This window comes from Neorhizobium huautlense, from assembly GCF_002968575.1.
GTDB lineage: Bacteria > Pseudomonadota > Alphaproteobacteria > Rhizobiales > Rhizobiaceae > Neorhizobium > Neorhizobium huautlense.
This window is the reverse complement of record NZ_PVBM01000007.1, coordinates 36,443-49,297: the sequence shown is the minus strand read 5'-3', so window position 1 is coordinate 49,297 and position 12,855 is coordinate 36,443. Positions and strand designations below refer to the sequence as shown.

Below are 12,855 nucleotides of genomic sequence, written 5' to 3'. Positions count from 1 at the left end.
AATTGAAAACATAAAGGAACAAGGGAGACGACGATGACTGACCTTCTTCGTGACATTGCCGCATTTGCTTCCATCGCCACCTTCGTGGCCAGCCTTTCCATGATCGTCATGGCAATGTGACATCCGGGCCTGTCTCCGAAAGACGTTGAGCAAGGAAATCCGATCTGGACTCTCTGGACGCCGCACTGGAAAATGACCCGATTCAGGAAATGGGTATGGCGCGGACATGGCAGATTTGACGCAGATGGGATCGGGTGCCGAAGGGCAAGGGGATTCCCCGCAATTTGTGCACCTTCGGGTTCATTCTGCCTATTCGCTCCTTGAAGGAGCGCTGCCTCTTAAGAAGATACTCTCCAAGGCGATAGCGGACAATCAGCCCGCGATCGCCATCACCGACACGAACAATCTCTTCGTTGCACTGGAATTTGCCCAGAAGGCAATCGGCGACGGGTTACAGCCGATCATCGGCTGCCAACTGTCGATCGATATGGAAGATCAGTCGGATGAACGGCGAAACAGCCACCAGCAACTCGCCAAGCTGCCGGCGATCGTCGTGCTGGCGGCAAATGCCGTCGGCTACGAACGTCTCGTTGACCTCATCAGCCGCGCCTATCTCAGCGGTGAGGGGCATCACTCCACCCATATCTGCCGCTCCTGGTTGGAGGAGGGCGGCACCGAGGGCCTCATCGCCCTGACCGGCGCCGGTACCGGCCCGGTGGACGTAGTCCTGAAAGAAGGCAACGCAACGCTTGCCGAAGCAAGGCTGCTCAAGCTCAAGGAGATATTCGGCGACCGGCTGTATGTCGAACTGCAGCGCCACGGCGCCTACGACCGGCGCCACGAGCACAAGGTCGTGACGCTTGCCTACGACCATGACCTGCCGCTGGTCGCCACGAACGAAGCCTTCTTTCCGTCCAAAGCCGACTACGACGCCCATGACGCGCTGATGGCGGTTGCTCACAATGCCATCGTTTCCGACGACAGCCGTTTCCGCCTGACACCGGACCACTATCTGAAAAGCCGTGCCGAAATGTCCGCGCTGTTTGCCGACCTGCCGGAGGCGCTGGAAAACACCGTCGAAATTGCCAGGCGTTGTTCGTTCGTTCTGAAGACACGCAACCCAATCCTGCCGCGCTTTACTGGCGCCACCGACGATCCGGCAGAAGCCGAACGTGCCGAGGCGGACGAACTTCGTCGTCAATCGATCGAAGGTCTGGAAGAGCGTGTAGCCACGCTGGGTATGACACGCGGCTTCACCGAACAAGATTATCGGGAGCGACTGGATTTCGAGCTCAGCGTCATCGAGAAGATGAAGTTTCCAGGCTACTTCCTGATTGTTGCCGACTTCATCAAATGGGCGAAACAGCAGGGCATTCCGGTTGGGCCTGGCCGCGGTTCGGGTGCGGGCTCGCTTGTCGCCTATGCGCTGACCATCACCGACGTCGATCCGCTGCGCTTCTCGCTTCTGTTCGAACGCTTCCTCAATCCCGATCGCGTCTCGATGCCGGACTTCGACATCGACTTCTGCCAGGATCGCCGAGAAGAGGTGATCCGCTACGTGCAGCAGAAATACGGCCGTGAGCAGGTGGCGCAGATCATCACCTTCGGCTCGCTGCAGGCGCGTGCCGCCCTTCGCGACGTCGGCCGCGTGCTGGAAATGCCCTATGGGCAGGTCGACAAGATCTGCAAGCTGGTGCCGAACAACCCGGCCAATCCGACGCCGCTTTCCAAGGCGATTGAAGAGGAGCCGAAGCTGCGGGAGGAGGCCGAGAAGGAACCGGTCGTCGCCCGCCTGCTGGACATCGCGCAGAAGATCGAGGGCCTTTACCGTCACGCTTCGACGCATGCTGCCGGCATCGTTATCGGCGACCGGCCGTTGTCCAAGCTCGTGCCTATGTATCGAGACCCGCGCTCGGATATGCCGGTGACCCAATTCAACATGAAGTGGGTGGAGCAGGCGGGTCTCGTAAAGTTCGACTTCCTCGGCCTGAAGACCCTGACGGTGCTGAAAACGGCGGTGGATTTCTGCAGGAAACGGGGCATCGAAGTCGAGCTGGAAAAGATCCCGCTCGACGATCAGAAGACTTACGAGATGCTGTCGCGCGGCGAGACGGTCGGCGTATTCCAGGTGGAAAGTGCCGGCATGCGCAAGGCGCTGATCGGTATGCGGCCGGACTGCATCGAGGATATCATCGCACTTGTGGCGCTCTACCGTCCGGGACCGATGGAGAATATCCCGACCTATAACGCCCGTAAGCATGGCGAGGAGGAGATCGAATCGATCCATCCGATGATCGATTATCTGCTCAAGGAGACGCAGGGCGTCATCGTCTACCAGGAGCAGGTCATGCAGATCGCCCAGGTCCTGTCAGGCTATTCGCTCGGCGAGGCCGACCTTCTGCGCCGGGCCATGGGTAAGAAGATCAAGGAGGAAATGGACAAGCAGCGTGCCCGTTTCGTCGACGGTGCGGTGAAGAACGGCGTTTCCAAGCCGCAGGCCGACAATATCTTCGATCTCCTGGCCAAGTTCGCCAATTACGGCTTCAACAAGTCGCATGCTGCCGCTTACGCGATTGTCTCTTACCAGACCGCCTATATGAAGGCGCATTTCCCCGTCGAGTTCCTTGCCGCATCGATGACCTACGATATGGCAAACAGCGAGAAGCTGAACGACTTCCGCCAGGATGCCGGTCGGCTCGGGATTACCGTCGTTCCGCCGTCCGTCCAGACCTCCTTTCGGCATTTCGAGACGGGTGAGAACAAGATCTACTACGCACTCGCGGCTCTCAAGGGCGTGGGCGAAGCGGCCGTTGACCATATTACCGCGGTACGCGGCGATCGGCCGTTCAAGAGCATCGAGGACTTTTGCCTTCGCATCGATCCAAAACAGATCAACCGGCGCGTGATGGAGAGCCTCATCTCCGCCGGTGCGTTTGACTGCTTTGGAACAGACCGTGCCGAACTCATCGGCGGTCTTGATCGCATCATCGGTTATGCGCAGCGCGCGCAGGAGGAGAAGGTTAGCGGCCAGTCCGATTTCTTCGGATCCTCAGCGAGTGCCGGCCCGGAGAAGCTCATCCTGCCGCAGTTCAATCCCTGGACGCCATCGGAAAAGCTGATGCGCGAGTATCAGGTCCTGGGCTTCTATCTGTCGGCTCACCCTCTTGATTCTTACGCCGCCGTGCTCGCCAAGATGCGTGTCCAGACATTCGCGGAATTTTCCGCTGCCGTGAAGAAGGGTGCGACGGCCGGCCGCCTGGCCGGCACGGTAACGAGCAAGCAGGAGCGTAAGACGCGCACCGGCAACAAGATGGGCATTGTCGCTTTTTCAGATTCGTCAGGCCAGTTCGAAGCCGTGCTGTTTTCGGAAGGATTGGCGCAGTATCGAGATCTCCTCGAGCCGGGCAAATCCCTGGTGATTACCGTGCAGGCGGAAGAGCGGCCGGAAGGCATCGGGTTGCGGATTCAGACGGCCCAGTCTCTTGAAGAGAAGTCGGTGCAGATGCAGAAGGCGCTGCGTGTCTATGTCCGGGATTCCGGTCCGTTGAAGGCGGTTGCACGGCACCTCAACGCCAGGGGCGACGGCCTCGTCTCCTTCGTCGTCATCAAGGATGATGGCAAGCGGGAGATCGAGGTGGAGTTGACGGAGAAATATCGCATTTCCCCCGAGATAGCCGCAGCGCTCAGAACAGCGCCGGGCGTTCTCGACGTGGAATTGGTTTAGGCCTTCAATACAGCCCGATCCCGCGGGGCTTCAAGGCAGCGGATGTCTGACGCACCGGGCGGACCTTCGTAACGGATGCCTGGGCCGCTGCTTGGCGCTGCGGATGGGTGACAGTGACGAAATCCGTCCCCTTGCCGGTCTCCGGCCCGATACCCTGGTCGTTGATCGTTACCGATGTGCCGTCGGTCATAAGCGTCTCGATCCGGTCGCGAATATCGGCGGGGATCTCGATCCGATCGAGCGCGCTGGCAGCGGTTGCCGGTGCGGAGCGATCTACGGTGACAGTGATGCCGAGCCGCCGCTCGGTCGCCTCGCCGAGTTGATTCGGCAGCGTCAGAGCGGTCCATTCGGCCGTTTCGGCGTTACGCTCCACCTTGTCCACCGTGAAGAAATGGGTGCCGAGCGCGATTTCGGGATTCTTGATGCCGACAGGTGCTTCGAACAGCGGCTCAAAATTCCGCCGAACCATGATCTGACCTGCCGGCGGCTGGGGTTTGCCGGCCGTTTCGTAAAGGGCGGTCAGAAAGTCAGGTGTCAGCAACGGCCCCTTTTGGGAAAGCCCCTTCCAGCGCTTGAATCCGGCAATGGCTTGTCGGGTAAGCGGCCCTGAATACCCGTCCGATCCGCCTGTCTCGAAACCCAGATCCTGAAGCAGCAGCTGGGCATCCATCAGCGTCTCCCGTTCACCTCGACGGGTGATCAGGATCCGGAGCGGTGCAGCGTCAGGGTCTGTGGCGGCGATTGCAGGGGCAGGGGCTGGATGGGGGGTGGCAGGATTGCCCGGCACGATGTTCATGGCCACTTCGACGGGCCTATCGCCCGCGCGGATCGCAGAGGCGCGCAGCTCCACGTCGGACATCAAGGGACCAGTCGGAAGGGGTTTGAGGGGGCGGAACAGACCGGCATGGTCTATCCGCTCGGGCTCGACCGGCGCGTCGGTGATGATCACATGCGCGCCCTGCTCGGTCATCTGGAAGAGGGATTTCGCAAATGCGCCTGGCATGCGAACGCAGCCATGCGAGGCCGGATAATTGGGCACGCTATTGGATTCGTGAAGCGCAATGCCCGACCATGTCAGCCGCTGCATCCACGGCATCGGCGCATTCGAATAGAGATTCGACTCGTGATACTTGCGCTTTTCGAGGATCGAGAAGATCCCGCTCGGTGTCGTATGTCCGGCCTTGCCGGTCGACACCTTGGAGGTGGTCACGACGTCGGCTCCGTCATAGACGACCAACTGCTGCTTGTCCTTGGAAACGATGATCTGAAGTGTGCGGGCGCCTTCCGCCAAAGCCGGATGCGACAGCATGGTCGCAGACAAGAGCCCAATTCCGAACGCAATACGACGCAGCATGTCTCGACCCTATACGCAATACACAGGCGGCATATTAGCTAACGAGGTTTAACGAAGATTTTCCGCGGGTCGAAAAGTTCGAATGTGGTGGTTGAAAACGGATCACATTTCATTGATCCCGACGGCGGTCTCCGAAGGTGTAACCGGTCTCCACCGCCGCCTTGCCGAACTTGTCGCGCAGCTTGTCCATCGCCGCCTCCGCTGCGGCGCGGCGGCCGGATTGGCGGTCGACGAGGTCCGGCGGATCGGCAAGGGCCGGATCGGTGAGGTCGGTGACCCCGATTCCGATCAATCGAAACTTGGTACCGTCGGTTTCTCTTTCCATCAAGGAGAGGCCTGTGCGGAAGATCCGATCCGCAAGCTGCGTCGGATCCTCGAGCCGCCGATTGCGCGTCCTGCCCTTGAAGTCGGCAGTCTTCATCTTCAGGACGACGGTTTGCCCGGCGATTCCATGTTTCTTAAGGCGTGTGGAGACCTTTTCCGAAAGCCGGCGCAGGATCGGCACGAGTTCATCGTGGCTCGAAATATCGTCAAAGAACGTCGTCTCGGCAGAGACGCTCTTTGCGGCCTCGTTGGGATGCACCTCGCGGTCGTCTATGCCTCGCGCCAGGCGATAAAGGCGCTGCCCCATGCTCCCGTACCGGCGCATCAGGTCGCTTTCCTCCATACTCTGAAGTTGGCCGATGGTGCGGATGCCGTCGGCCTCCAGGGTGGCATTGAACGCCTTGCCAACCCCCCAGATGGTCGTCACCGGCCGGGTCTTGAGAAATTCCAGGGCTTCTTCCCGGCCGATGACGGAAAACCCGCGAGGCTTGTCGAGATCGGAAGCGACCTTGGCGAGAAACTTGCAATAGGAAAGACCGATCGAGATGGTAATGCCGAGTTCGCTCTGCACCCGCGTAGCGAGCCTGGCGAGCGTGCGGGCCGGCGGATCGTGATGCAGCCGCTGCGTTCCAGCCAGTTCGAGAAAGGCTTCATCGATGGAAAGTGGCTGAACCAATGGCGTCAGATCCATCATCATCTGCCGCACCTGGCGCCCCACCTGGACATATTTCTCCATATTCGGCCGGATGACGATCGCATCCGGGCACAGTTCCAGCGCCTTGAACATCGGCATGGCAGAGCGAACGCCGTTGATCCGCGCGATATAGCAGGCAGTCGAGACGACGCCTCGCTTGCCTCCGCCGATGATCACCGGCTTGTCCGCAAGGTCTGGATTATCGCGTTTTTCGATCGTCGCATAAAAGGCATCGCAATCGATATGCGCCAGCGTCAGCCCATAGAGTTCCTTGTGATATAGGAGGCGGGGGCTGCCGCAACTGCGGCACCGGCGCGTTTGCGCCTTCTGCTCCGCAAGGCAGTCGCGACAGAAGCCGGATGTCGTATCAGGCGTGGGCGTCATGGCAGAGAACAAAGGTTGAACACCGCGACGTTAAGGCCTAAGCTCGCGAGTCACAAGGGGCGGTGTGGAGGTTTGGCGTGGATATCGATCTTCATTTCGAGCCTGTGGCAGCGGAGCGCTGGGAGGATTTCGAAATGCTCTTCGGCCCGCAGGGTGCCTTCTGCCACTGTTGGTGCGTCGCTCTGCGCCTGCCGCATGCGGTGCGCACCAAGATGCAGCCGCAAGAGCGGAAGGATCATATCCACAACCGCATAAATGCTGGTCCGCCGCCCGGCATTCTGGCCTACGCGGATGGCGGGCCGGTCGCCTGGGTACAGGTCGGACCGCGCCATGATGTGCCGCAGTTCAATTCGCCGCGTACTGTCTCGCGCCCGCTGGACGAGGCGGATGCAACCGATCCCTCTGTCTGGGTGGTCAGCTGTTTTTTTCTGACGCCGAAGCTCAGGGGCAAAGGGCTGAGCCACCGCCTGCTGTCGGGTGCCATCGACTATGCGCGCGGGATGGGAGCGCGGTTCGTCGATGCCTGTCCGATCGATCATGTTAAGCAGTCGAGATCGGTGACGCTGTGCATCGGCTCGACGGCGATCTTCGACGCCGCCGGCTTCGAAGTGGTAGCCCGCCGCAAGGATGGCCGGCCGCTGATGCGGCTGGAGCTTTGACGTCGGGCGGCCTCGGAACGGATGTAGGTCCGCACGAGTTTACCGCATGACATCCGTCGATCGCTCGCCCAGCGCCTTCCAGCAGGTTTCGGAGCGGGACGATTGCAGCGGTGAGTCGAGCATCTTATGGAGAGGAGGGACGCAAGCGGTTGGTCATTCAGTATTCGCTGGAATCGAGGCTGGTCCCGGCGTAGTGCTGCCAGGCCGCCGCCACGGTTTCCGGCCTGGTATCCGTTGCCTGGCAGAACGCAAGCAATGTGGGCTCGTGCCCCATCAGGAAGTCGATCATGCCCGCAAGAAAGCCCGGATCGTTGACAGCATGGCGCATTTGATTGGGCTGCAGGCCCGATAAAGCAAGGAAGCGCCCGAGCATCTCCGGCTCGTTGGCGAGCCAGCCGAGCACAGCGGCAGCCGTTTCCTCCGCATTGGCCGCGCTGGTGTTGGTTCTTGTCGGTTCGCGCCGCATCGTCTGAAGGTTACCTTTTCTTCAACCAAATCGTCTTACTATGCCTAAAATAAGGCCTGTGGAATCGACCGTTGGCAGAGCTTATATACAGAAGGCACGCTTGCAAGGCGGGATTAAGGAACGGATCGCTATGCCCAAACGGGTCATGATCGTCGAGGACAACGAGCTGAACATGAAGCTCTTCCGCGACCTGATCGAAGCATCGGGATACGATACCATCCAGACCCGCAATGGCATGGAGGCACTCGACCTTGCCCGCAAGCATCGGCCGGACCTTATCCTCATGGACATCCAGCTCCCGGAAGTTTCGGGTCTCGAAGTCACCAAGTGGCTGAAGGAGGATGATGAGCTTCATATTATCCCTGTGATCGCCGTAACTGCCTTCGCGATGAAGGGGGACGAAGAACGCATTCGTCAGGGCGGCTGCGAAGCCTATGTCTCCAAGCCGATTTCGGTCCCGAAATTCATAGAGACGATCAAGACTTATCTGGGTGACGCGTGAAATCGGATCGGATGGCATGACCGCACGCCTGTTGGTAGTCGACGATGTTCCTGCAAATGTGAAGCTGCTCGAAGCGCGGCTGCTCGCCGAGTATTTCGATGTGCTGACGGCAGATGACGGGTACAAGGCGCTTGCGATCTGTGAAAGCACCCATGTCGATCTGATCCTGCTCGACATCATGATGCCCGGCATCGATGGTTTCGAGGTCTGCGAGCGGCTGAAGGCCAATCCGCGGACTGCCCATATTCCGGTCGTCATGGTCACTGCGCTCGACCAGCCTTCCGATAGGGTCCGGGGCTTAAAAGCCGGCGCCGACGATTTCCTGACCAAGCCGGTCAATGACCTGCAGCTCATTTCCCGCGTAAAAAGCCTGGTAAGATTGAAAGCACTGACGGACGAGCTGCGTATCCGTGCCGACACCGCCCACAATATCGTGCTTGAAGATGTATTGAAGGGGGTAGACGGTCGTGAGGAGCCTGCCCAGGTCCTGCTGGTCGATGGACGTGCAAGCTCTCAGGAGCGGATCGTCAAGGCATTGAAGCCGATTGCCGAAGTCATCGCCATGTCCGACCCGCAGGCGGCACTCTTCGAAGCCGCGGAAAATCCGGTCGACCTGGTCATCGTCAACGCCAATTTCGACGAATACGATCCATTGCGTCTCTGCTCGCAGCTTCGCTCACTGGAGCGTACCCGCTTCCTCCCGCTATTGCTGGTGACGGAGCTGGGGGCCGACGACCTGATCGTTCGGGCGCTGGATCTGGGCGTCAATGACTATATCGTACGGCCGCTTGACCCGAACGAGCTGATCGCCCGCGTCCTGACGCAGATCAAGCGCAAGCGCTATAACGATCGCCTGAGGATGAGCGTCCGCCAGACGATCGAACTTGCTGTAACCGACGGGCTGACCGGCCTCAATAACCGCCGCTATCTCGACAACCACCTGAAGGTGTTGTTCAACCGCGCCGCGGCGCGGGGCCGGCCACTCTCCGTTTGCATCACCGACATCGATCGCTTCAAGTCCGTCAACGATACCTACGGGCATGATGCCGGAGACGAGGTGCTGAGAGAGTTTGCTGCGCGCATACGCTCTACTGTGAGGGGAGCCGATCTTGCCTGCCGGTACGGCGGCGAGGAATTTGTGGTCGTGATGCCCGATACCGATGCCGTGGCCGCGACCGCTATCGCCGAGCGCCTGCGCGGCATCATCGAAAGCCAACCGTTCTCTCTGAAGAGTGCGGGGGCTGCCCTCAACGTCACTGCGTCGCTCGGAATCGCGTGCAACACGTATGGAGCCGAAACTCCGGAACAACTCTTGAAGCAGGCCGATCGGGCGCTCTACGAAGCCAAGAACGGCGGGCGCAACCGAGTGGTCGCCGCCGCAGCATAAGAGAATCATTTAATTCTAAAATATGTATTTGAACGCCTATGGATTTTCGATTTCGGCAATCACTGCTGTTCATCCCTCATTATTTGCCCCTCGCGTAGGGTTTTTGGGGATTAAAGTTTGCCCAGAAAAAGACCTTGCTAGGAAGACCATAAATCTTCTGATTGAACAGCTTTGAGAAGTCTTAAGCTGTATCGCCCATCCGTTTCCAAAGTGGAATGAAACTAGCGGGCTGACGCAGCTTCACGTTTTTTGCGCGGCGCAGAAAAAACACTCTGACGCTAAAGCTTATTCTTGGAAAGGCCGATAGTTTTTCGAAAATTACCTGACTAGAAAAGGTTGATTTTCATCAATTGTTGATGGGCTTCTCCAGGAAGTCAGATGACGCGGAGATGTTCCAGCGTGAATTTTAACCAACAAGGTATGTGGATTGAACGCCGAGTTAAGAATCTGTTGATTTTCTTTTCGTTTTGAGCAATTTTGGCCGCAACCGAAACTATGGGTTCCCTAAAGGGATCGTCATACCCCATGATGTTCAGGTCCGCCGCATCTCCTGGGTCGTGGGGTCGGTCGACTGGCAGGCATACCAAAGCGGTTCCTCGTGCCGTGATTGCAAGCTGGTCGACCCCCATTTAAAAGCGCCGCTTCCATGTCATGGGAGCGGCGCTTTTCTTTTATGCGAGTGCGTCGAGTAGCGAAGGCCGAACCTTGGCCAAAAGAAAAGGCGCCTGAAGCCTGACGGCCGGCGCCTTCTGACAACCTCGGATCAAGGTTTACTTGATCTTGGTTTCCTTGAATTCAACGTGCTTCTTGGCAACCGGGTCGTACTTGGTCTTTGTCATCTTGTCCGTCATCGTGCGGCTGTTCTTCGTCGTGACGTAGAAGAAACCGGTGTCAGCCGTCGACAGCAGCTTGATCTTGATGGTCGTAGCTTTCGCCATGGTCGTTCTGCCTCTAAAAAAATGAAGCCGTGGACGCGGGTGAGCTCCACGGCAAAATCTGGCGCGAAATTACAAATCGCGCCCGAAAAGTCAACCTCGTTTTGATCGGAAAAGTAAGCGGCAGCCCGAAACCACCACATAGAAGCCGAAGAAACCGGCCAGTGCCCACGCAAAACCGTCATTGCCGCCGACGTCCATCGCGGCCCCGATGCTCTGCGGTCCCGCAACCGTACCCACCGCGTAGCAGAAGATAAAGGCCGCATTGGCGGCTGCAAGATCCGGGCCGCTCAGCCTTGCGCCCAAGTGCGCCAGGCCCACCGTATAGAGCCCAGACACACAGCCGCCCCAGAAAAACAGGACGACGGCCATCAGGATCCAGTTCTCGATCAGCAAGGGGAGCGCCAGCGAGCCTGCAACTCCCAGCGCGGCCATGGCGGTCAGAAGCGGTCGGCGGTCACGCATTTTATCGGAAATCAGGCCAAGGGGAATTTGAAAGGCCATGTTGCCGATTCCCATTACCGTGAGAAGGATCGCGGCCTGCTGCTCGCTCAATTGCTCGCGAAGCGCATAGATTGGGAAGAGAGAGAGGCCGCCTGCCGAAACTGCCCCGAAAGCGAAGACGGCTGCGGTCGCGGTAGGCACCAGAAAAATATAGTGGAAGAAATGCCGGTCGGGTTTGGTGTCGAGCACCGGGCTTTCGTGCCGGGCGATGAAGATCGGGATCACCGCGAGCATGATGATGCCGGCACCCACCAGGAAGGGCAGGATCCCATCGCTGCCGAGCGCCGAGAAGAGCAAGGGGCCGCTCGCAAAGCCGATGGCCAGGACAGTTGCATAGATCCCCAGCACAAGCCCGCGTCGCCGCGGAGGTGCGGCCTCGTTGATCCAGAATTCCGATAGGATGAAGAGGGTGGTGGTCGCGCCATGAAACGTAAATCGAAGCGGGAACCACATCCAGAAGGCGTCGGCGTAATAAAAGCCGATGGCGCTCAATGCCGCCAGGACGACGGCGAATATCATGGTCCTTGCGACGCCGTAGTCATGCGCGAGTTTGGTCGTGACGGGGGCGGCAAGCATTGAAGCGACGCCCGCCATGGCCGCGTTGAGCCCGATCAGCGTTGAGGGAATGCCGCGCTTCTCCAGGATAATGCTGAGGAGCGGCAGACCGAGCCCGATGGCAATCCCCACTGCGCTGATGGCGGCGATAGCGGCGATGAGCGACGGCCAATGGATCCGCTCGACATGGCCGTTGGCGTCGGTCGTCGGCTGGGGCATTCGATATTCCTTACAGTCGGCTGCGGACGAATCGTCCATGGCGCATGAAGTAGAAGGACACCGGATTTCCGAACGACAAAGAGGGATCGGCTATCATGAGATTTTTCACGTCCTCCAAGACCGTCTTCGTAATGGCCGGGAGTTTCAGACCGGAAAGGTCGGCGATGTCAAGCCAGCGCACGTCCTGAAGTTCGCTGGAATCTCCCAAACTCGTCATGTCGAAGACAGTCTCGTCCGAAAAGGCAAGGAAGAAGCGCGTGTCGTAGCGCCGTACGTTGCCGGGAGGAGTGATCGCGCGTGCGACATAACGCAGACGTGAAAGGTCCGGCGCCATCCCGCTGCCGATTCCCGTCTCCTCACGAAGCTCCCTCAGTGCGGCAAGCGCAAGCGCCCGTGCGCGATTTGGGGTCAAGCGGGACGATGTGCCGAGAAGGAGTTTTTCCAGAACAAGCGTATCGAGATCGGCGCTGAAGGGCAGGGCATGATCCCGTGCATCCCGCCGTCCGCCGGGAAAGACATAGACATCCGGCATGAAGACATGGCCGCTGCCGCGCCGGCCCACCAGGACGCGGGCACCGCCTGCGCAGCGATCGATCAGGATGAGCGACGCTGCATCTTTCGGCCGCACGCCGGCGACGGGCGCATGCTTCAGCGAGTCCATTGCCGACGGCATCTGTTCCTCGGCAGAGGATATCATGCGATCGGCCCGCCGCGGCCGGGATCTGCTACCCCGCCGTCTTCACCGCCGAAGCCGTGCATCCTCAGCGCCCATTGCAGGCCGATGACACCGCCTTTGATCGGCTGAATGGTCAGCAGCGCGGCGAGCACGGCAAGCGGCACCCAGATCGCAAGGTGCACCCATGGGGAAACGAGCAAGACCATGTCGGTCAGCATATAACCTGTAAGCAGAACGTGCCCGACGACGACAATGACGAGATAAGCCGGCAGGTCGTCGGCGCGGTGATGAGAAATGTCCTCGCCACAGGCAGCACAGGCATCCACCGGTTTCAAAAAGGCTCGAAAAAGACGGCCGGTCCCGCAGTTCGGACAGCGGTTCAGCATACCCCGTTTTATCGAGCGCCCGAGCGGCCTCCCGGCTTCCACGGCGCTTCCATACCAGACCGTCTGCTCGTCCTGTCTTTCCATTC

At 59.4% G+C, this 12,855-nt stretch carries 11 protein-coding genes; 4 read left to right on the top strand and 7 right to left on the bottom strand.

The features are described 5' to 3' along the window. Window positions 1-226 precede the first annotated feature (226 nt). Complete coding sequence (dnaE, locus tag C5L12_RS09995) at window positions 227-3,724, top strand: DNA polymerase III subunit alpha (RefSeq protein ID WP_105371901.1); 3,498 nt, start codon at window positions 227-229, stop codon at window positions 3,722-3,724. 4 nt (window positions 3,725-3,728) lie between these two features. On the opposite strand, the gene C5L12_RS09990 is transcribed toward dnaE, so the two are convergent. Together C5L12_RS09990 and C5L12_RS09985 are read right to left on the bottom strand one after the other, a co-directional pair. Continuing rightward, window positions 3,729-5,078 (bottom strand): L,D-transpeptidase family protein, encoded by a 1,350-nt coding sequence (locus C5L12_RS09990; protein ID WP_105371900.1) that lies wholly within the window; start codon window positions 5,076-5,078, stop codon window positions 3,729-3,731. Window positions 5,079-5,187: 109 nt separating this feature from the next. After that, window positions 5,188-6,480, bottom strand: a complete 1,293-nt coding sequence (locus C5L12_RS09985; RefSeq protein ID WP_105371899.1) for a DNA polymerase IV — start codon at window positions 6,478-6,480, stop codon at window positions 5,188-5,190. A 77-nt stretch (window positions 6,481-6,557) separates the two neighbouring features. Here C5L12_RS09985 and C5L12_RS09980 point away from each other — a divergent pair, with 77 nt between their 5' ends. After that, on the top strand, window positions 6,558-7,139 hold the full coding sequence (locus C5L12_RS09980; protein ID WP_105371898.1) for a GNAT family N-acetyltransferase: 582 nt from the start codon (window positions 6,558-6,560) through the stop codon (window positions 7,137-7,139). Window positions 7,140-7,296: 157 nt separating this feature from the next. Here C5L12_RS09980 and C5L12_RS09975 read toward each other — a convergent pair whose 3' ends face one another. Continuing rightward, window positions 7,297-7,605: a DUF3572 domain-containing protein gene (locus tag C5L12_RS09975; protein ID WP_105371897.1), complete on the bottom strand. Its 309-nt coding sequence runs from the start codon at window positions 7,603-7,605 to the stop codon at window positions 7,297-7,299. A gap of 130 nt (window positions 7,606-7,735) precedes the next feature. On the opposite strand from C5L12_RS09975, the gene C5L12_RS09970 reads away from it, so the two are divergent. Together C5L12_RS09970 and C5L12_RS09965 are read left to right on the top strand one after the other, a co-directional pair. After that, window positions 7,736-8,107 carry a response regulator gene (locus C5L12_RS09970; protein ID WP_085423079.1) on the top strand — a complete coding sequence of 124 codons (372 nt, stop codon included), beginning with the start codon at window positions 7,736-7,738 and terminating at the stop codon, window positions 8,105-8,107. Window positions 8,108-8,123: 16 nt separating this feature from the next. Beyond that, on the top strand, window positions 8,124-9,494 hold the full coding sequence (locus C5L12_RS09965) for a PleD family two-component system response regulator (protein WP_105372059.1): 1,371 nt from the start codon (window positions 8,124-8,126) through the stop codon (window positions 9,492-9,494). Window positions 9,495-10,264: 770 nt separating this feature from the next. On the opposite strand, the gene rpmG is transcribed toward C5L12_RS09965, so the two are convergent. From rpmG to C5L12_RS09940, 4 genes are all read right to left on the bottom strand, one after another. Continuing rightward, the gene (rpmG, locus tag C5L12_RS09955) at window positions 10,265-10,432 is read right to left on the bottom strand and encodes a 50S ribosomal protein L33 (protein WP_003547442.1); all 168 of its coding nucleotides are present in this window, start codon (window positions 10,430-10,432) and stop codon (window positions 10,265-10,267) included. A gap of 90 nt (window positions 10,433-10,522) precedes the next feature. Further along, window positions 10,523-11,707: an MFS transporter gene (locus C5L12_RS09950; RefSeq protein ID WP_105371895.1), complete on the bottom strand. Its 1,185-nt coding sequence runs from the start codon at window positions 11,705-11,707 to the stop codon at window positions 10,523-10,525. Between the two features lie 10 nt (window positions 11,708-11,717). Next, window positions 11,718-12,380, bottom strand: a complete 663-nt coding sequence (locus C5L12_RS09945; RefSeq protein WP_425350775.1) for an NUDIX domain-containing protein — start codon at window positions 12,378-12,380, stop codon at window positions 11,718-11,720. A gap of 20 nt (window positions 12,381-12,400) precedes the next feature. Beyond that, window positions 12,401-12,853 carry a DUF983 domain-containing protein gene (locus C5L12_RS09940; RefSeq protein WP_105371893.1) on the bottom strand — a complete coding sequence of 151 codons (453 nt, stop codon included), beginning with the start codon at window positions 12,851-12,853 and terminating at the stop codon, window positions 12,401-12,403. Window positions 12,854-12,855: the final 2 nt, after the last annotated feature.